We start from the raw sequence: 20,480 nt of genomic DNA on the forward strand, positions 1-20,480 counted from the left end.
CATCCCCTACCCCCACCGAGGAGACATCATGGCGTCGATCATCCTGGCCGCCCCTTTAGAAGGTTGGGTTACGCCACTCGAGGCCGTGCCCGATCCAGTGTTTGCGGGCCGGATGATGGGCGACGGGGTAGCGATCGACCCGACCGGCGACACGCTCCACGCGCCCTGCGCCGGGCGGATCATCGGCCTCCAGGCGTCGCGCCACGCGATCACGATCGAGACCGACGACGGCGCGCAGATCCTGATCCACATCGGGATCGACACGGTCGCGCTGAACGGCACCGGCTTCACCACACTGGTTGCCGTGGGCGACCGGGTCGCCGCGGGGGACGCGCTGATCCGCTTCGATCTCGACTTGCTGGTGCGCGAAGCCAGCGCGGTCGTCACGCCGATCCTGCTGACCGATGCGACGGGTTTCACGCTCACCGACATCGCCCCCGCCGGTTGGGTCAAGATCGGCGCGCCGCTGATGACGCTCCACACCCTGGCCGCGGAACCCGCGCCCGCCCCTGACCACAACGCCACGCCCCAAGCCGACACCACCACCACCGCGCGCCGCACGCTCCGGATCGGTTTGCCGCACGGCATCCACGCGCGCCCCGCCGCCCGGATCGCCGCACTCGCGCGCGAGACGCGCGCGACGCTCACGATCGAGAAAGACGGGCGCAGTGCGTCCGCGCGCAGCCTGACCGGGCTGCTCGGGCTGAGCATCGCACTCGGCGACGAGATCGCCGTGGTCGCGCAGGGCGAGGATGCCGCCACCGCCGCCGATACGCTCGTCACGCTGCTCGCCTCCGGCATGAACGAAGCGCCCGATCCCGTCGTCACGGTCGTCCAGCCCGAGGATACCACGCCGCTCCCCGACGGCGCGCTCCGCGGTGTCTGTGCGGCACCGGGGCTCGCGGTCGGATTGGTCCGGCATCACCAGGTCAGCGACGTCGAGGTCCCGCGCGAAGGCCGCGGCGAAGCGACCGAACGCAGCGCGTTCGACACCGCGCTCGCCGCACTCCGCACGGACATCGCCACCCAGTCCGCCACCCTCAAGGGGCCCGCGCGCGAGATCCTCGTCGCGCATGAAGGGCTGCTCGACGACCCCGATCTCCACGCCGCGACCGAGGCCGGCATCGCGCGCGGCGAAAGCGCTGGCTTCGCCTGGCGCACCGCGATCCGCACGCAGGCCGACATCCTGCGCGCAGGCGGCAACGCCCGCCTCGCCGAACGCGCGGGCGATCTGCTCGATCTGGAACGCCGCCTGCTCGCGCTGCTGCTCGGCAGCACCAGCGAGCGCCACGTCTATCCCGCCGGAACCATCCTGATCGCGGACGACCTGCTCCCATCGGACCTGATCGCGATCGCGGACGGGCTCGGCGGGCTGTGCATCGCGCGCGGGGGGCCGACCTCGCACGTCGCGATCCTCGCCGCGTCGATGGCGTTGCCCACGCTGGTCGCGGTCGGCGACGCGGCGCTCGCGATTCCGGAAGGTGCGCGGATCGTCCTCGATGCCAATAGCGGGATCGTCCTCCCCACCCCCGACGCACGCCAGATCGCCGACGCCGAGGCCGAGCAAGCCGCCGCCGCGCGCAAACGCGCCGAAGCGCTGGCTCAGGCCTCGATCGCCTGCCACACCGCCGATGGCGTCCGGATCGAAGTCTTCGCCAATCTCGGCGCGGCGGTCGAGGCTGCCCCCGCCGTCGCGAATGGCGCCGAGGGCTGTGGGCTGCTCCGCACCGAATTCCTGTTCCTCGAACGCGACACCGCACCGACCGTCGCCGAACAGCATCACGAGTATCAGGCGATCGCGGATGCGCTGGAAGGCCGCCCGCTGATCGTCCGGCTGCTCGACATCGGCGGGGACAAGCCCGCGCCGTATCTGGCGATGGCGCCCGAGGAAAACCCCGCGCTCGGCCTGCGCGGCATCCGCGTCGGGCTCGCGCATACCGCGTTGCTCGAGGACCAGTTGCGCGCGATCCTCGCGGTCACGCCGATCGGGCAATGCCGGATCATGCTGCCGATGATTTCGCGGGTCGAGGAAGTCCGCAGCGTCCGCCTCGTGCTGGACCGGCTGCGCGACGAGCTCGGCATCACCACCGCGATCGAGCTCGGGATCATGGTCGAGACCCCCGCCGCCGCGGTGACCGCCGACACGCTGGCGCGCGAGGCGGATTTCCTGTCGATCGGCACCAATGACCTGACGCAATATACGCTCGCGATGGACCGCGCCAATCCGGCGGTCGCCAGCGCGCTCGACGGGCTGCATCCGTCGGTGCTGCGCCTGATCGACCAGACTTGCCGGGGCGGCGCGACACGCGGTCGCTGGACCGGGGTCTGCGGCAGCCTCGCGTCGGACCCGCTCGCGGTGCCGATCCTGCTCGGCCTCGGCGTGACCGAACTGTCCGCCGCCCCCGGCGTCGTCCCCACGATCAAGGCGTGCGTCCGCGCGCTGACGATGGAGGCGTGCCGCGATCATGCCCGCGCCGCGCTGGCATGCGCGTCCGCCACCGAAGTGCGCGCGCTCGCCCGCCGCTTTGCCGCCCAGGAGATCCCGGCATGAAGACGCTCCTCGCCGGACTCCAATCGCTCGGGCGCGCGCTGATGCTGCCGATCGCGGTACTCCCGATCGCCGGGCTGCTGCTGCGGCTCGGCCAGCCCGATCTGCTCGGCATCCCCTTCATGGGCGCGGCTGGCCAGGCGATCTTCGACCATCTTGGGCTACTGTTCGCGCTCGGCGTCGCGACCGGGTTCGCGCGCGACGGCAACGGCGCGGCGTGCCTCGCCGGGGTCACCTGCTTCCTGGTGACGACCGAGGCAGGCAAGACGTTGCTCGTCGTGCCCCCGTCCGAACTGTCGGGCTTCACCGGGCCCGCCGTCGACCTCGCCACCGCGGCGTGGAAGGCGAAGGTCATGGCGCGGCTCGACGTGCCGATCGGGATCCTGTCGGGGCTCGTCGGCGGGCTGTTCTACAACCGCTTCTCGGCGATGAAGCTGCCCGAATATCTCGCCTTCTTCGGCGGGCGGCGCTTCGTGCCGATCGTCAGCGGGCTCGCCGGGTTGGTGCTCGCCGCGATCGTCGGGTTCGCGTTCCAGGGGATCAGCGCGGGCATCGACGCGATCAGCGTCGCGGCAACCGGCTCGGGCGCGGTCGGCGTGTTCATGTTCGGCCTGCTCAACCGGCTGCTGCTCGTCACCGGGCTCCACCATCTGCTCAACAACATCGCATGGTTCGTGGTCGGCGACTATCACGGCACGACGGGCGACCTCCGCCGCTTCTTCGCGGGCGACCCGACCGCCGGAAGCTTCATGGCGGGGTTCTTCCCGGTGATGATGTTCGGCCTCCCCGCCGCCTGTCTCGCCATGTATCACGCCGCACGGCCAGAGCGGCGCAAGGCGGTCGGCGGGATGCTGTTCAGCCTTGCGCTCACCTCGATGCTGACTGGCGTGACCGAGCCGATCGAGTTCAGCTTCATGTTCCTCGCCCCCGTGCTGTTCGGCATCCATGCGGTGCTGACCGGACTGTCGATGGCGGTGATGGACCTGCTCGGCGTCAAGATGGGGTTCGGCTTCTCGGCCGGGCTGTTCGATTACGTCCTCAACTTCGGCAAGGCGACCCGCCCGCTGATGCTGCTCCCGGTCGGCGCGGTGTATTTCGCGCTCTATTACGGGCTGTTCCGCTTCTTCATCGCGCGGCTCGACCTGCAGACGCCGGGCCGCGAGCCGTTGACGGATACCCCGGTCGCGGCGGCCCCCGTCGCGGCGGGTGGGCGCGGTCAGGCGTTTACGCAGGCACTCGGCGGCGCGGGCAATCTTGCCTCGGTCGGCGCGTGCACCACGCGGTTGCGGCTGGTCGTGCGCGATCAGGCGCTGGTCGATGATGCCGCGCTCAAGGCGCTCGGCGCGCGCGGGATGATCCGCCCGTCGGCCACCGCGCTGCAAGTCGTGCTGGGTCCGGTTGCGGATATCGTAGCGGTCGAAATCCGCGATGCGATGGACGCCGGGGTGGTGGCTCCTGTCGCCGCGGTCGTCGCCCCCGCCGTGGAGGAAGCACCCGCCCCGACGCTGACCCTCGCACCGGCGCTGGCAACGGCACTGGGCGGTACAGACAATGTCGCGGACAGCACGCAATATCATGGTCGCCTGCGCGTCACCGTTCGCGATGGCGCGCGCGTGAACGATGCTGCGCTGGAGGCGCTCGGCGTCCACGGCGTCGCACGTCCTGCGCAGGGCGTGCTTCATCTGCTTGGCGACGAAGCGGTGCTGGGTCGTCTCGCAAGCGCGTAACGCCCCACCGCGAACGCCCTCGCGGACCGGCAAGCGTAAACGGGGTGACGACGATCGTCGCGCACCTTAAGGCGACGTCATGGCCAACCTTGTCTGGATACCGGCGACGCTGTTGGCAGCGACCTTCCAGGTCGGTCGCAATGCCCTGCAGCGCAGCGTCATGACGACCTCCGGCCCGTGGGGCGCAACCCTCGTGCGCTTCCTGTTCGGCCTGCCGTTTTCTGTCGTCTTCGTGCTGCTGGCATTGCTGGTCGTCCCGAATGGCGCGCTGCATTGGTCGGGCGCATTTTGGGCGTCGGCAACGGTCGGGGCAGCAAGCCAGATCCTCGCGACCGCCGCGCTGTTGAACGCAATGCATCGTTCCGGCTTTGCGGTCGGCACGGCGCTCCAGCAAAGCTCGCTGCCGCTGGCGGCGCTGCTCGGGCTGGTCATCTACGACGATCGGATCAGCGGCATTGCGTGGCTGGGTGTGGGAATTACGACGGTCGGGCTTGCCGCGCTGAGCTGGCCTTCGCCACGGCAGCTTGGCGCCTCGCTGTCCGGGGCGGCGTTCGGTCTGGGGTCGGGCTTGTTCTTCGGGTTTTCGCTCAACGCGTTCCGGCACGCCGCCCTCGCGCTCGATGCGCAGCATCCGATCTTCGCCGCGATCGTCTGCGTCGCCGTGGTGCAGGCGATGCAGACCGCCTTCATGGTCCTGTTCCTGGCGTGGCGCGACCCGGCCACGCTTGCCAACGTGCTGCGCGCCTGGCGACCGTCGCTGGGTGCCGGATTGTGCGGCGCGTGCGCTTCGGTCGGGTGGTTCGTGGCGCTTGCGCTCTCACCGGCTGCACCCGTCCGCGCGCTCGGCATCATCGAGGCGCCGATCGCCGCCATCGCCGGACACAGGTTCTTCCGCGAGACGATGAGCGCCCGGCAGATTGTCGCAGGCACCGCGATCATCCTTGGCGTATTGCTCACCTCGCTTTTCTAAAAGTCGGGCTTGCGGCTTTTGGCGGGGTGCGCGACCTACAGCGCCGACAGCGTCACCGGCCCCATCACCCCGGATGCCGAAGCCGCCTCCGCTTCGACCAGCAACACGATCCGCCGCGGACCCGCGCCGGGCGCGATCCGGGCGTCGATCGGCGCAGGCGCAGCACTCGCCTTGTCCGCGACCCGCACGCCATCGACCCACAATTCCGCGCGCCCGCCGACCGCCGCGAAACGCAACCGCCCCCCGCCAGCACCAACCGCCCGCCACGGCACGATCGATGACCGATACACCCGCCAGCGCCCGCCCGACCCGGGCGGGGTCGCGGTGCCGCTCGCAACGAACGCCCAGCTGTTATTGTCCCCATCGCTCGGCGCGAGCTCGGGCGACGGTCGCGCGTCGAACGGCATCGACCGCCGCCATTGCGCGACGCGTTGCTGCGCCGGGGTCACCGCCACCTGCGGCGGCGGCGCGACCGCAAGCTGGTCGATCGTGAGCTGTGCCGGGGCCAGCCCGGGCGCGCGCGCCTCAATCGCGATCCGCCCACGCCCCGCGCTCGCGCGCACGATCACCTGCGCCAGTCCGTTGAACAAAGACCGTGCACCGGCGCCCGGAGCAGACTGCTCGGGCTCGTGGCTATTGGGGTCTCCATTCCCCAACCCGATGATCGCGGCCCCCGTCACCGCAAAGCGCACCGGCAAGTTCGCAGTCGGCACATGCCGCCCGCGCGCATCGATCGCATCGACCGTGATCGGCTGCGTATCCTCGCCATCCCCCGCCATCACGCTGCGCGCTGGCGTCAGGCGGAGCGCAACCGCAGCCCCCACGGTCTCGTGCGCCGCCCGCGCGACGATCCGCCCGCCCCGCAGCGCGACGACCTCGATCCGCCCGGGCGCATAAGGCACCGTCCAGCTATTCCCCATCCAGCGATCGACCGCTTGTGCGCCGAGCGCCCGCCCGTTGAGCCGCAGCGCAACCTGTTCGGCATTGCTCATCACCAGCACCGTGATCGGCTGCCCCTCACGCCCCGGCCAGCTCCAGTGCGGCGCGAGGCTGACGACGGGTGCATCGTCGATCCAGTGCGCGCGGTGGATGTCGAACGCGGTCTTGGGGAAACCGCACAGGTCGAGGATCCCGAAGAAGCTCGCAATCGTCGGCCACGCATACGGCGTCGGCTCGCCATGATAATCGAACCCGGTCCACACGAACCCACCCGCGACGAACGCACGCTCGGCGATTGTCTTCCACGTCGCGCGGTGCGTATCGCCCCAGCTCGCATTCTCGACGTCATAGGAGGAAGCGATATGCTTCGCCGGATCGCCAGCGAACGCCCCGCGCGTCTCATACGCGCTGGTATCCTCCGAACTCGTCATCGCGCGGTTGGGGAATTGCGCGTGGAAGCGGTCGTAATCGTTCTGATAATAATTGAACCCGGTGACATCGACCACGTTCGCGACCGTCACCGGATCGAAGAACGACCCGTTGAGCGCCGCGGTGATCGGGCGGCTGTCATCGAGTTTCCGCACCGCATGCGCCATCCGCCGGACCATCTCCACACCCGCCTCGCTTGCCTGCATCGGTTCCTCGTTGAACACCGACCACAGGATGACGCTCGGATGGTTGCGATCACGCCGGATCAGCCATTCGAGCTGCGCGAGATAATCGGGCGCCGGGTTGAACTGCCGATTCTCGTCCATCACGACGAACCCCATCCGGTCGGCCAGATCGAGCAGCTCGGGCGCGGGCGCGCCGTGCGAACAGCGGATCGCATTGCACCCCATCGCCTTCAACCGTTCGAGCCGCCAGCGCAGCAACGCATCGGGCACCGCGACCCCGACGCCCGCATGATCCTGATGCAGGCAGACGCCCTTGATCTTCACATGCCGGTCGTTGAGGAAGAACCCCTGCGCCGGATCGAACCGGATCGTGCGGAAGCCGATCGCGACGCGGCGCTCGTCCACCACCACCCCGTCGCGCCGCACCGTGGCGACCAGCGTGTAGAGCCGCGGATCGTCGATCGACCACAATTCGGGTGCCGCAACGTCGAGCGTCAGCGTCGCGTCGGCATCCTCCAACGGCGCGATCTTGACCGTCGTTTCGCTGTGAGATACTATCTTTTGATCCGGATTTCGGAGCGTCGTTTCGACCACGACCGAAACCGTCGTCCGATCGACGCTAAACAGCGTCGCGACGACCGGAACCTGCCACGATCCGTCGTCTTTCTGGCGTGGATCGGCGTAAATCCCGTCGCTTTTGATCGCAACCGGCGCACGGCGGATGAGCCAGGCATGGCGATACAGCCCCGCGCCTTCATACCACCAGCCTTCCATCGCCTGCGCGTCAACACGGATCGCAACGACGTTTTCCGCGTCCCCAAACCGCGCAAACGGCGTCAAATCGACGGTGATTCCGGTATACCCCGACCAACTATGCGCGGCGACGCTGCCATTGACCCAAATCGTCGCATTGGTCGCGATTCCATCGAACTGCAGCTCGATCCTCTTGCCCCGGTCCGCCGGGTCCAACCGCAGCGTCCGGCGGTACCAACCGATCCCGCGCGGGCGATAGCCTTGCGAAATATTCGCTGTCTCGACAAAGGGTTGCGCCGCCGCCCAGTCATGCGGCAGCCTTACTTCCAGCCAATCGGAGTCATCGAACGCCATCGCCGCGGCGCCCTGCGCATTGCCCGCCTTGACGCTGAGATAGGTCTGCTCGTGGTTCGCAGGCGGCGCCGCGACGACATCCCCCTCCTGAAACCGCCACCCGCGTTCGAGCCGGATCCGCGCCGGATCGGTCTCAGGCAGCATCGACGGCAGGGTCCGCGTCGGTTGCGGCATCGGCACCGCGCCCGCATCTCCTGCAGCTATCTGTCGGGGAACGCGGGCAAAACTACCGCTCGCGACTCCCGCCGCACTCGCCGCGGAGGCGAGCAGGAGCTGACGACGGTTCATGGCATAACTCCGGGGAAGGACAGGCGCTTGGGCGATCAGAGATCCGACAGTTCCGCCACGAAATCATAGGCATCGCCGCGGTAATAGGAGCGCGTAAACTCCGCCGCCCGCCCATCTTTCAGGAACCCGCGCCGCTCGATCAGCAACCCGGGATGCCCCGCATCGACCCCAAGCATCCGTGCATGTTCCGCCCCGAACGGGATCGCGCGCAACCGCTGAAGTGCCCGAACTGGTCTGCTTCCGGCCTTATCGAGCGCAGTATAAAGCGATTCTTCCACCGCGCTGACCGCGGGCAGGCAATATCCGGCGATGGTCGAGAATTCGAGCGCCATCGGTTGATCGTCGGCCATCCGAATGCGGTGAAAGCGGTACACCGGTGTTCCAGGCGACAGACCCAGCGACATCGCTTCCTCGGGATCGACCGTCCCGGTCGTGCGGCTGATCCAGCTGCTCGACGCGGTCTTGCCACGCGCCGCCATGTCCTCGGAAAAAGACGACAATTTGGAGAAGCTCTTCTCGACGCGCCCAGTCACGAACGTCCCTGCGCCACGTCGCCGCGTCAGCAACCCTTCCTCGACCAACCCGCCGATCGCCTTGCGCACCGTGATACGCGACACGTCATAATCGGTCGCCAGATCGCGCTCGGCGGGGATCGCATCGCCCTGCGCGAGTACGTCCTGATTGATCGCATCGCGGATCAATTGCTGCAGCTGAAGGTACAAAGGCGCTGGGTTTCCCTCGCGAAATGCCCCGATTTGATGTGTAAAAGCCAAAACCCACCCCTTGTCGCGCCCGCGCCGACATCCCGGTTCACGCGGTCATCGTGTGTTCAGACTAGTCAATGTGTCTAAGGTGATCAATCGGGATAGTCTTTTCGCAGGATTGGTATCGCCGCCGTACGATGGTGGCACGAAGCAATCGGGGCAATGACGACGTTCGGGCGGGTTGCAAGTGGACTTATATTGGTTAGACCCCGATGCAGTCGCGTGCCGCCGGTGTGGGATGCGCGCGACGCTGGAGGAACGACCGTGGCAAGATCTGCGTATACGCTTCGCTGGGCGATCGGCACGGTCGGGATGATGTCCGCGGTCCTCGGCATTCCTTCGGCTTCGGCGCAATCCGCTGGTGTTGCTAAGCCTTTGCCGTTGCTGCCGCTCCCCGCCACGATCACCACCACGCCGGGCGTGGTCCGAGTCGTCACCGGCACCACCATTGCGGTGCCGCCCGGCGATGCAGAGGCCGCCTCGGCTGCGCAATTGCTGATCGCCCGCGTGACGACGACGCGCGGAATCACGTTGCAGGTCGCGAATGCCGACGCCACGATCCGCTTCGTCCGCGACCGGACCATCACCGGACCAGAAGCGTATCGGCTCGACGTGACCGGCGGTGGAATCCGGATCGCCGCCGCGTCCCGCAGCGGGTTCGTGTACGGCGCGATGACGCTCGCCCAACTGCTTAGCCCCGACCAGGCGTTCGGCAAGCCGGTGACGGTCGCGGGCGTATCGATCTCGGACGCCCCGCGTTTCGCCTGGCGCGGCCTGATGGTCGACGTCGCGCGCCATTTCCAGCCACTCCCCGCGCTGTACCAGATCGTCGAACAGATGGCGGCGGTGAAGCTCAACACGCTCCATCTGCACCTGACCGACGACCAGGGCTGGCGGTTTGAAGTCAAACGCTACCCGAAGCTGACCGAAATTGGCGCGTATCGGACACCCCCATCGACCGGCGGAGCCGCCCCCACAACGCGCGTCGGCGGTTTCTATACGCAGACCCAATTGCGCGCGCTAATGCGCTATGCCGCCGAGCGCGGGATCACGATCGTTCCCGAAATCGATCTTCCGGGCCACGCGCAGGCTTTGGTCGCAGCCTATCCGGAGCTTGGCGTATTGGGGGATCGCCCCGCCGTGTCGCACGACTGGGGGATAAATCCGTATCTGCTCAACCCCGGCCCTAAGGGCGTTGCGTTCGTCGAGGCGGTTCTCGACGAATTAATCTCGGTGTTCCCGGGCAGTTACGTCCATCTGGGCGGCGACGAAGCGATCAAGGACCAGTGGCAACGCTCACCCCAGGTGCAAGCGCAAATGGCATCGCTGAACATCAAGACCGAAAACGGGTTGCAAAGCTGGCTGATCGACACGTTCGGCCGGTATCTTGCGAGCAAGGGTCGGCGGCTGATTGGCTGGGACGAGATCCTCGAGGGTGGGTTGCCCCCGTCTGCATCCGTGATGTCGTGGCGTGGTGAAAAGGGCGCGGTCGATGCGGCGAACGCTGGGCACGATGTCGTCCTATCGCCCGACCCGATGCTGTACCTCGACAATCTGCAGAGCGACCGTGCGGACGAACCGCCGGGGCGGCTGAAGGTACAGACGCTTGCGGCAATCTATGCCTATGATCCGATGCCCAAGGGGATCGATCCCGCGCGCGCTAAACATGTGCTTGGCGCGCAAGCGAATGCATGGAGCGAGTACCTCGTAACCCCTTATCAGGTGCAGCACGCGCTATTCCCCCGCGCGGCGGCACTGGCGGAAACGACGTGGTCCAGCGCACCGCGCGATTTTTCCAGTTTCTCGAAGCGGCTAGCGCCCCAAGTCGCGCGATGGCGGCGGGGCGGGATCGAAGTCGCGGACAGCGCCTTCGCGGTCGGCTACACGCTGCAAGGCTCCCGCGGCGACGCACTCCGTACGGGCAAGGTGACGGTCACGCTCGCGACGCAGGTGCCGGTCGGCACGATCCGCTACACGCTCGACGGCAGCGCACCGACCGCGCGGTCCGCCGCTTATGCCACCCCGCTGATCGTCGCGCCCGGCGTGACGATCAAGGCCGCCGCGTTCGATGCCGAGGGAATCGCCACCGCAAAGGTCCGGGACTTCGCCACGAGCCGCACGGCCTTGCTGTCACGCACGCCGTCCGACCTCGTCGCCTGCCCGGGACGGTCGTTCGGGTTGCGGATGCCGATGACCGCGGATGCCGAGACCAACGGTCCCACCGTCCACATCGGCGTGTTCGACACGTGCAGCGTTTATCCCGCCGCGCCGCTCGATGTCGCGGGCGGCTTCACCGTCGACGTCGCGCGGATCGCCCGCAATTTCGGGCTGGCGCACGATACTGCGGACGTGCGCCAGCATTTCCGCGTCACGCCTTATGGCGAACTGCTCGTCTCGCTCGGGTGCCGCGACACGAGCGGTCGCGCGCCCGGCAAGGACGCGCCGCCGACCAAGGTGCTCGCAAGCTTTCCGCTCCCCGATCCCGCGACCGCGCCGACACGCATGACCTTTTCCGCTACGCTTCCACGAATGACGGGTGACCACGACCTATGCTTCCAATTCACGTCGCCAGCCGAGGGGCCCAATTACGCGCCGCTGTCCGTCCAGCTGACCGAGCGCCGCTGATGCGTCGGGCTTTGCGCAGCGCTTTCGTCCTGACGTTGCTTGCCGCGGTCGCCGCGCCGCTCGCCGCCGCGCCGCGCTCCGCGGTCCCGCTCGACGACGGCTGGCAGGCGCGGATCGCGCCGTCGGACGGTGCCGCGATCGCCGCGCATCGCCCCGAGGCGCGCTGGTTCCCCGCGCGCGTACCCGGCAGCATCCAGCAGGACCTGATCGCGCGCCACCGCGTGCCCGACCCGTTCCTCGCCACCAACGAAGCCGCGATCCAGTGGGTCGGGCGAACCGACTGGCAATATCGCCGCACGCTCGCGGTGACGCCCGCGATGCTCACGCGCGATCATCTCGATCTGGTGTTCGACGGGCTCGACACCTTCGCGACCGTGACGATCAACGGGCGTGCGGTGCTCAGCGCCGACAACGCGCATCGCCGCTGGCGGATCGCCGCGAAACCGTTTCTCAAAGTCGGCGCGAACGAAATCCTCGTCACCTTCGCCGCGCCGATCAAGACGTTGCAGCCGATGGTGATGGCGCAAAAGGCGTCGCTTCCGGGCGAATATGATTCCGCGTTCGGCGACGAGCCCAAGGGTCGCCAGACCTCGCCCTACATCCGCAAACCCAAGTATAATTACAGTTGGGACTGGGGCCCGCGCATCCTCAACGTCGGGCCGTGGCGCCCGGTGCGGCTCGAGGCGTGGGACAGCGCACGGATCGATACGCTGCGCGTCGACCAGGATGCGCTGTCGGATGCCGAAGCACGATTGCTCGCGAAGACCGTTATCCAGGCCGATCGCGCCGGCCCCGCGCAGATCCGCGTCACGCTGACCGGACCGGGCGGCACCAACCAGACCGTCACGCAAGCCGTCACGCTCGCCGCCGGACCGAACGCCGTGTCGCTGCCGATCACGGTCGCGCGCCCGCAACGTTGGCAGCCCGTCGGCTATGGCGCGCAGGCGCTGTACCGCGTGTCCGCGGCGCTTGAGCAGGACGGGGCGGCGACCGACACTGCGGACCGCCGCATCGGCCTGCGCACGGTCGAGCTGATCCGCGACAATGGCGCGATGGGGTTCCGCGTCAACGGCATCCCGATCTTCGCCAAGGGCGCGAATGTCATCCCGTTCGACAGTTTCCCGACTCGCGTCACACCCGCATCGATGCGCCTGCTGGTGACCGCCGCGCGCGACACCAACATGAACATGCTGCGCATCTGGGGCGGCGGCTATTATCTCGACGACGCCTTTTACGACATGGCGGACGAGATGGGCCTGATGGTGTGGCAGGACTTCATGTTCGGCGGATCGGTCACCCCGCCCGATGCCGCCTTCCGCAAGAACGTCCAGATCGAGGCGGAGGAACAGGTCGAGCGGCTCGGCAACCATCCCTCGATCGTCCTGTGGGCGGGCGGCAACGAAATCCTGTCGGGCTGGGAAAACTGGAGCGATCGGAAGGCGTTCAAGAAAGTCGTCGGCGCGGACGAGCAGGAGCGGATCGGCGTCGGCATGGCGGTGCTGTTCGATCGCGTGTTGCGCGATGCGGTGCTGACGCGCTCGCCGGGCACGCCCTATTGGCCGGGCTCGCCCTCGAACGACTATGACGGCCCGGCCGATACCGACAAAGCGGGCGACCGCCATTTCTGGGATGTCTGGTCGGGCTCCAAGCCGGTCGAACGCTATCTCGACGCCTGCCCGCGCTTCATGTCGGAATATGGCTTCCAGGCGATGCCCGACATGGCGACGGTGCGCGGCTTCGCGGGCAACGGCCCGCTCCAGCCGACCAGCCCGGTGCTCAAGGCGCACCAAAAGTTCCTCGCCGGCGAAGGCAATGACCGCCTGTTGCTCTACATGCGCGACCGGCTGGGCGAGCCCAAGGACATCGCCGACTTCGTCTATCTGAGCCAGGTCAACCAGGCCGAGGCGATTGCGCTGGCGGCGCTTCACCATCGCTCCTGCCGCCCGGTGACGATGGGGTCGCTCTACTGGCAGCTCAACGACGTCTGGCCGTCGATTTCCTGGTCGAGCATCGACTATAGCGGCCGCTGGAAGCTGCTCCATTATGCCGCGCGCCGCTTCTTCGCGCCGCAGGTGATCGTCGCCGAGCATAAGAACGGCGCAACCCGGATCGCATTGGTCTCGGATGCCACCACCCCGATCGCCGCACGCTGGAGGATCCGCGCGTTCGATATGGCGGGCAAGCCGCTTGCCGAGCAAGGCGCGGAAACCACGCTCCCCGCGCTGTCCGCGACCGACGTCGCCAAACTCGACGACGCGGCGCTGTTCGCGGGCGCCGACCCCGCGACGAGCTATGCGGTCGCCGAACTGATGATCGGCGATGCGGTCGTCAGCCGCACGATCATCGAACGCGGCGTCCCCAAGACGATGCGCTACCCCGACCCCGGCCTGACCGCGACCTGGTCGGGCGATACCGTGACGGTGCACGCAAACGCGCTCGCGCGCGCGGTGATGCTCGATTTCGGCAGCATCGGCGCGCACCCGTCCGATGACGGGTTCGACCTGTTGCCCGGCGAAAGCCGCACGATCACCGTCACGTCCAAGGCCACGCCAAAGGCGCTCGCCGCCGCCCTTACCCTCCGTTCGCTGGGATCCCGCCGATGATCTGGTTGTTGCTCGCCGCCGAGGCCGCGCAAGTCTCGCCCAACCTCGCCACCATGACCCCCGAGCAGAAAGCGGCGCAACTACAGAGCAGCGCGCCCGCCGACCCCGCCGCCGGGCTGCCCGCCTATGACTGGTGGAGCGAGGGCCTCCACGGGATCGCGCGCAACGGCTATGCGACGGTCTTCCCGCAGGCGATCGGCATGGCCGCGACGTGGGACGCGCCGCTGCTCAAGCGGATCGGCGACGTCGTCGCGACCGAGGCGCGCGCCAAGTTCAACGCGCAGCCGGTGAATGCCGATCGCAAGATCTACGAAGGGCTGACGATCTGGTCGCCCAACATCAACATCTTCCGCGATCCGCGCTGGGGCCGCGGGCAGGAAACCTATGGCGAGGATCCGTATCTGACCGGGCGGCTCGGCGTCGCCTTCGTCACCGGCCTGCAGGGCCCCGACCCCGTGCACCCCAAGGTCATCGCGACGCCCAAGCATTTCGCGGTCCACAGCGGCCCCGAGGCCGGCCGCGACAGTTTCGACGTCGATCCGTCGCCGCAGGACCTCGAGGCGACCTATCTCCCCGCGTTCCGCCTCGCGGTGACCGAGGGCAAGGCGCAGTCGCTAATGTGCGCCTACAACTCGATCCTCGGCGTGCCCGCATGTGCCAACGCGCCGTTGATGATCGATCGGCTGCGGCGCGACTGGGGCTTCAAGGGCTTCACCGTGTCGGATTGCGATGCGGTCGCCAACGTCCACATGTTCCACCATTACCGGCTCGATGCCGCAGGTGCCGCCGCGGCCTCGCTCAAGGGCGGAACCGACCTCAACTGCGGCAACACCTATGCCGCGCTGCCCGAGGCGCTGAAGCGCGGGCTGGTCACGCAGCAGGAAATCGACACCTCGCTGCAACGCGCGCTCGATGCGCGCCGCGCGCTCGGCATCGCGTACGGCGCGACTAGCCTGTGGTCGAAGATTTCGCCCAAGGAGATCGGCACGCCCGACCATCACGCGATCGCGCTGGAGGCCGCGCGCAAGGCGATCGTGCTGCTCAAGAACGACGCCAACCGCTTGCCGCTCAAGGCGGGCACGCGGATCGCGCTGATCGGCGCGGACGCCGATGACGTCGGCGTGCTCCAGGGCAATTACCACGGCACCGCGATCACCCCGGTCACCCCGCTGGAAGGGATTCGCCGCGAATTCGGCGCAGCCAACGTGCGCTATGCGCAAGGCTCGCTGCTCGCCGATGGTTCTGCCGTCCCGATCCCCGAGACCGCACTCCGCTCGAACGGCGCGCCCGGCTTGCAGGCCGAATATTTCGCCACCCCCGGCGCGACCGGCACGCCCGTCGCGACGCGGCGCGAGCGCCATATCGATCATGATACCAACCGCGCCGCCCCCGCCCCCGGCTTGGGCGCGCAGTGGAGCGCACGCTGGACCGGCGAACTCGTGCCGCCGGGGCCGGGCACGTATCGCCTGATCGTCGATGCCCCCGCCTGCTGGAAATATTGCAAGTCGCACGATGCCGCGCGGCTGTGGATCGACGGCAAGCCGCTGTCGCAAGGCGAGATCAAGAAGGGCCGCATCGACGTTCCGTTCACGAGCGACGGTCGCCCAGTCGCGTTCAAGCTAGAGTTCGACCATGTCAGCGACGACGAAGGCGTTCGCCTGCTGTGGCTCCCCCCCGCCGAGCCGCTGATCGCCGAGGCGGTCGCCGCAGCGAACGCGTCCGACGTCGTGGTCGTGTCGGTCGGCCTGTCGCCCGATCTCGAAGGCGAGGCGCTGTCGGTCAGCGTTCCCGGTTTCGTCGGCGGTGACCGCACCGACATCGCGCTGCCGTTCGCGCAGCAACGCCTGATCGCGGCGCTCAAGGCGACGGGCAAGCCGATCGTGCTGGTGCTGACCAGCGGCAGTGCGGTCGCGCTCGACCCCGCCAATGCCGATGCGATCCTCGCCGCCTGGTATCCGGGGGAATCGGGCGGCACCGCGATTGCCGACACGCTCGCCGGGCGCAACAATCCGTCGGGCCGCTTGCCGGTCACCTTCTACGCCAACACCACCGATCTGCCCGCCTTCGTCGATTACGGGATGAAGGAGCGGACCTATCGCTACTTCACCGGCACGCCGACCTGGGGCTTCGGCCACGGCCTGAGCTACACCAGTTACGGCTATACCGCGCCGGTCGCGCGAGTCAGCGTTGCCGCCGGGCAAAGCGCCACGGTGCAGGTCCGCGTCGCCAATACCGGTGGCCGCGACGGCGAGGAAGTCGTTCAGGCGTATCTCGTCCCGACCACTGCCGCGGCAGCGGGCGGGACCACCCCGGTCCTCCAGCGCCAGCTCGTCGGCTTCACCCGCCTTGCGGTGCCGCGCGGCAAGACCCGCACCGCCAGCTTCACGCTCGATCCACGCAGCCTCAGCCTGGTCGCGCGCGACGGCACGCGGACGGTCGAGCCGGGTGCGTATCGCATTTTCGTCGGCGGCGGTCAGCCCGGCACCGCGCCGGGCGCGTGGATCGACCTGACGATCACCGGCACCCGCCAGGAGCTCCCGAAATGATCGTGACACGCCGCGAAGCCATCCTGGGTGGCGTGGCTGGGGCCACGCTCACCGCAACGCCCGCGCTGAGTGCGACTTCGCTGCCGAGCAAGCGCCCTGCAGTCGGTGCCCGCCGCTTCACCAGCCGCGCAGTCGAGCGCGAGATCGCGCGGGTTTCGGCGAAGATCGGCGATCCCAAGCTGCGCTGGATGTTCGCCAATTGCTATCCGAACACGCTCGACACCACCGTCAGACTGACCACGGTCGACGGCGCGCCCGATGCGTTCGTCATCACCGGCGATATCCCATGCCTGTGGCTGCGCGATTCTTCGGCGCAGATGACCCCCTATCTCCATCTCGCGCGCGAGGATGCGCCGCTGCGGCAAGTCTTCCACGGGCTGATCGCGCGACAGGCGCGCTCGATCCTGATCGACCCCTATGCCAATGCGTTCATGGAAGATCCGACCGCCAAGACCGACCTGAGCTGGTCGCTCTCCGACAAGACCGACATGAAACCCGGCGTCGCCGAGCGCAAATGGGAGATCGATTCTCTCTGCTACCCGATGCGGCTCGCGCATGGCTATTGGCAGGCGACCCGCGACCGCGCGCCGTTCGACGCGCGCTGGGCCGAAGCCGCGCGGCTGAGCATCGCGACCTTCCGCGTGCAGCAACGTAAAGACGGTCCCGGGCCCTACAGCTTCCTGCGGAAGTCGGATCGCAACATCGAGACGATGCCGCTCGACGGCTATGGCAACCCGTCGCGCCCGGTCGGGCTGATCCATTGCGGGTTCCGCCCGTCGGACGATGCGTGCCTCTATCCCTTCCTGATCCCGTCCAACCTGTTCGCGGTCACCGCCTTGCGCGAACTCGCGGTCGTCGCGCAGGGCGCGCGCGGCGACGCAGCCCTCGCGCAGGACGCCACCGCGCTTGCCGACGAAGTCGCGCGCGCGCTGGCCGAACACGGCCGGATGCGGCTGCGCGATGGCAGCGAAGTGTGGGCCTATGAGGTCGACGGCTTCGGCAACGCAATCTTCATGGACGACGCGAACGTCCCCTCGCTGTCGGGCCTCGGCTATCTCGGCTGCGTGCCCGCCAACGACCCGCTGTGGCAGCGCACCCAGGCCGCCGCGTGGAGCCCCGCCAACCCCTATTTCTTCCGCGGAAAAGCGTGCGAAGGGATCGGCGGCCCGCATGTCGGCCTGCGCCAGATCTGGCCGATGTCGCTGATCGTCCGCGGCCTGTCGAGCGACGATCCGGCGACGATCCGTGCCTGCCTCAAGACCTTGCGCGATACCGACGCGGGCACCGGCTTCATGCACGAAACCTTCGACCAGGATGATCCCGCGCAATTTACCCGCTCGTGGTTCGCCTGGGCCAACGGCCTGTTCGGCGAGCTGATCGTCCATGTCGCCAACACCCGCCCCGCTTTGCTGGAAGGCACCTTGTGAGCATCGACCGTCGTACCCTGATCGGCAGTTCCGCCATCGCGCTGCTGGCCAGCGCAATGCCACTCCGCGCCGCCACGCGCCCTGCCGCCACTGCGCCCAACTTGTTCGTCGGGACCGGCGGCGACGGGCATACCTACCCCGGCCCCACCTTGCCGTTCGGCATGGTCCAGCTCGGCCCCGATACCGACGTCACGCGCTGGGATACGTGCTCGGGCTATCACCACGGCGACGGCTCGATCATGGGGTTCAGCCACACCCATCTGTCGGGCACCGGGATCGGCGACATGCTCGACGTGCTGGTCGTGCCGACGACGGGTCCGGTACAGTTGCTCCCCGGGCCGATCGACAATCCCGACGCGGGCTACCGCCAGCGCTATTCGAACGAAGTCGCCGAGCCGGGCTCGTACCGTGTCCAGCTCGAATCGGGCGTGCGCGCCGAACTCACCACGACCGAGCGCACCGGCTGGCATCGATACACCTTCCCGCGCGGTGCGGGGCATGTGCTGATCGACCTGTCGCACCTCGTCCATGACACCTCCGACAAGGCCCCGTTGATCGACGATGCGACGCTCGCGATCGACGCCGACGGGACGATCACTGGCGGACGCCGCGTGTTCCGCTGGGCGAAGGGCCGCCGCATCCACTTCGCGCTGCAATGCTCGCGCCGCCCCGACCGCGTCACCTTCTACGGCGACGACGATGTCGAGCAGCCCGCCGGCACCCGGCAAGTCGCGGGCAAGCGGCTCAAGCTGGCGCTCCACTTCGACGACGCGGGATCGGCACCGCTGCTGATGCGCTGTGGGATTTCCGGTGTCGATGTCGCAGGCGCGCGCGCCAATCTCGCGGCGGAAGCGTCGCATTGGGACTTCGACCGCACCTTGCGCGCCGCGCGCAAAAGCTGGGCCGACACATTGGGCGCGGTGCAGGTCGAAGGCGGCACCGCCGACCAGCGCACCATCCTCGCCTCGGCTTTGTATCACGCGCAGCTTGCCCCCACGCTGTTCTCGGATGTCGACGGGCGTTACGTCGGGCTCGACGGCAAGACCCACACGGTCCCGCGCGGCGGGGCCGCCTACAGCAGCTGGTCGCTGTGGGACACGTATCGCGCGCTCCATCCGTTGCTCACGCTGATCGCGCCCGTGCGCACCAAGAGCCTGATCGACGACCTGATCCGCCAGACACAGCAATCGCCTTATGGCCCGCTGGTCTGGCCGCTGCAGGACAAGGAAACCGGCACGATGATCGGCTGGCACGGCGTCGTCCCGCTCGCCGAAGCCCGCGCCAAGGGCATCCCCGCCGATTACGCCGCCGCCTGGCCCGCAATCGCCGAGCGCAGCTTTGATTTCGCCGCCCCCGACAAGGACAACAGCCTTGGGCGCGACCTGTACGACCGGCTCGGCTATGTCCCCGCGGACAAGGTTTTCGAAAGCGTCAGCCGCACGCAGGAATATGCCTATGACGATTGGGCGTCGGCGCAGATCGCGCGCGCCGCCGGTGCGACGACGGACGCCGATCGCCTGCTCAAGCGCTCGGGCAACTGGCGCAACGTGATCGACCGCGAGACCGGCTTCGCGCGCCCGCGCTTCGCCGACGGCACATGGTGGACGCCGTACGATCCGATCCAGCTCGGCCACATGCCGCGCCCCGGCTGGCGTGACTATACCGAGGCGAACGGCTGGCAGGCGACCTTCCTCAACCAGCATGACATCTACGGCCGGATCGCGCATGTCGGCGGAGACGCGGCGTTCGCGGCCAAGCTCGACGCGATGTTCTCCGCGCCCTCGACCCTCCCCGCCAATGCGCCGCCCGATATCTCGGGGATGCTCGGTCAATATGCCCACGGCAACGAACCCGACCAGCATGCCGCCTATCTCTATGCTTATGCCGGACAACCGTGGAAGACGCAGGCGATGGTCCGGCGGCTGTGCACCGAGATGTACCGCAACGCGCCCGACGGGATCATCGGCAACGACGATTGCGGGCAGATGAGCGCATGGTTCGTCTTCTCGGCGCTCGGCTTCTACCCGGTCGATCCGGTCGAGGCGGTCTATGTGTTCGGCTCCCCCCTGTTCGAGCGCGCGGTCGTGCGCGTCGGTGACCGCCGCACGCTGACGATCCTCGCCCCCGGCAACCGCGCCGATACGCCCTATGTCACTGCGGTCACCTGGAACGGCAAACCCTGGACGAAGAGCTGGATCGACCACGCCACGCTCGTCGCCGGTGGCACGCTCCGCTTCACCATGTCGGCCAAGCCCAACCCCGGCTTCGGCGCAGCACGCGGCGATCGTCCGCCATCCTTTGGCCATTCGGCATGACCCTGGA

Annotated in this window: 10 protein-coding genes; 8 read left to right on the plus strand and 2 right to left on the minus strand. The window is 68.2% G+C overall.

All coding sequences use genetic code 11. The features are described from left to right. The first annotated feature begins 28 nt into the window (after positions 1–28). The 3 genes from ptsP (at position 29) to QBJ92_RS02000 (ending at position 5,245) form a co-directional block, all read left to right on the plus strand. The gene (gene ptsP, locus QBJ92_RS01990; RefSeq protein ID WP_277968013.1) at positions 29–2,551 is read left to right on the plus strand and encodes a phosphoenolpyruvate--protein phosphotransferase; all 2,523 of its coding nucleotides are present in this window, start codon (positions 29–31) and stop codon (positions 2,549–2,551) included. Beyond that, a complete protein-coding gene (gene nagE, locus QBJ92_RS01995; RefSeq protein WP_277968014.1) occupies positions 2,548–4,275 on the plus strand; it encodes an N-acetylglucosamine-specific PTS transporter subunit IIBC in 1,728 nt (575 codons plus the stop codon). Before ptsP ends, nagE begins: the two co-directional genes overlap by 4 nt. Positions 4,276–4,354: 79 nt before the next feature. Continuing rightward, complete coding sequence (locus tag QBJ92_RS02000; RefSeq protein ID WP_277968015.1) at positions 4,355–5,245, plus strand: DMT family transporter; 891 nt, start codon at positions 4,355–4,357, stop codon at positions 5,243–5,245. 35 nt (positions 5,246–5,280) lie between these two features. On the opposite strand, the gene galA is transcribed toward QBJ92_RS02000, so the two are convergent. Further along, the gene (galA, locus tag QBJ92_RS02005; RefSeq protein ID WP_277968016.1) at positions 5,281–8,193 is read right to left on the minus strand and encodes a beta-galactosidase GalA; all 2,913 of its coding nucleotides are present in this window, start codon (positions 8,191–8,193) and stop codon (positions 5,281–5,283) included. Positions 8,194–8,228: 35 nt separating this feature from the next. Further along, on the minus strand, positions 8,229–8,966 hold the full coding sequence (locus tag QBJ92_RS02010) for a GntR family transcriptional regulator (protein WP_277968017.1): 738 nt from the start codon (positions 8,964–8,966) through the stop codon (positions 8,229–8,231). Positions 8,967–9,221: 255 nt separating this feature from the next. Here QBJ92_RS02010 and QBJ92_RS02015 point away from each other — a divergent pair, with 255 nt between their 5' ends. Genes QBJ92_RS02015 through QBJ92_RS02035 form a run of 5 tightly spaced genes read left to right on the plus strand, consistent with a single transcriptional unit; the run spans position 9,222 to position 20,473 of the window. Beyond that, positions 9,222–11,582, plus strand: a complete 2,361-nt coding sequence (locus QBJ92_RS02015; RefSeq protein ID WP_277968018.1) for a beta-N-acetylhexosaminidase — start codon at positions 9,222–9,224, stop codon at positions 11,580–11,582. After that, a complete protein-coding gene (locus QBJ92_RS02020) occupies positions 11,582–14,185 on the plus strand; it encodes a beta-mannosidase (RefSeq protein ID WP_277968019.1) in 2,604 nt (867 codons plus the stop codon). The genes QBJ92_RS02015 and QBJ92_RS02020 overlap by 1 nt, the downstream gene beginning before the upstream one ends. Beyond that, positions 14,182–16,731, plus strand: coding sequence for a glycoside hydrolase family 3 C-terminal domain-containing protein (locus QBJ92_RS02025; RefSeq protein WP_277968020.1), 2,550 nt, complete (start codon positions 14,182–14,184; stop codon positions 16,729–16,731). Before QBJ92_RS02020 ends, QBJ92_RS02025 begins: the two co-directional genes overlap by 4 nt. Then, entirely contained in the window at positions 16,728–18,158 is a 1,431-nt protein-coding gene (locus QBJ92_RS02030) for a glycoside hydrolase family 125 protein (protein WP_277968021.1), read from the plus strand. The genes QBJ92_RS02025 and QBJ92_RS02030 overlap by 4 nt, the downstream gene beginning before the upstream one ends. Further along, positions 18,155–20,473, plus strand: a complete 2,319-nt coding sequence (locus QBJ92_RS02035) for a GH92 family glycosyl hydrolase (RefSeq protein WP_277968022.1) — start codon at positions 18,155–18,157, stop codon at positions 20,471–20,473. The genes QBJ92_RS02030 and QBJ92_RS02035 overlap by 4 nt, the downstream gene beginning before the upstream one ends. Positions 20,474–20,480: the final 7 nt, after the last annotated feature.

Source organism: Sphingomonas echinoides (assembly GCF_029623395.1).
Classification (GTDB): Bacteria; Pseudomonadota; Alphaproteobacteria; order Sphingomonadales; family Sphingomonadaceae; genus Sphingomonas; species Sphingomonas echinoides_A.

Bases quoted from the DNA above. Each gene is read 5' to 3' on its own strand.
- QBJ92_RS02030 (WP_277968021.1), top strand. From the start codon at position 16,728: ATGATCGTGACACGCCGCGAAGCCATCCTGGGTGGCGTGGCTGGGGCC.
- nagE (WP_277968014.1), top strand. From the start codon at position 2,548: ATGAAGACGCTCCTCGCCGGACTCCAATCGCTCGGGCGCGCGCTGATG.
- QBJ92_RS02025 (WP_277968020.1), top strand. From the start codon at position 14,182: ATGATCTGGTTGTTGCTCGCCGCCGAGGCCGCGCAAGTCTCGCCCAAC.
- galA (WP_277968016.1), bottom strand. From the start codon at position 8,193: ATGAACCGTCGTCAGCTCCTGCTCGCCTCCGCGGCGAGTGCGGCGGGA.
- QBJ92_RS02020 (WP_277968019.1), top strand. From the start codon at position 11,582: ATGCGTCGGGCTTTGCGCAGCGCTTTCGTCCTGACGTTGCTTGCCGCG.
- ptsP (WP_277968013.1), top strand. From the start codon at position 29: ATGGCGTCGATCATCCTGGCCGCCCCTTTAGAAGGTTGGGTTACGCCA.
- QBJ92_RS02000 (WP_277968015.1), top strand. From the start codon at position 4,355: ATGGCCAACCTTGTCTGGATACCGGCGACGCTGTTGGCAGCGACCTTC.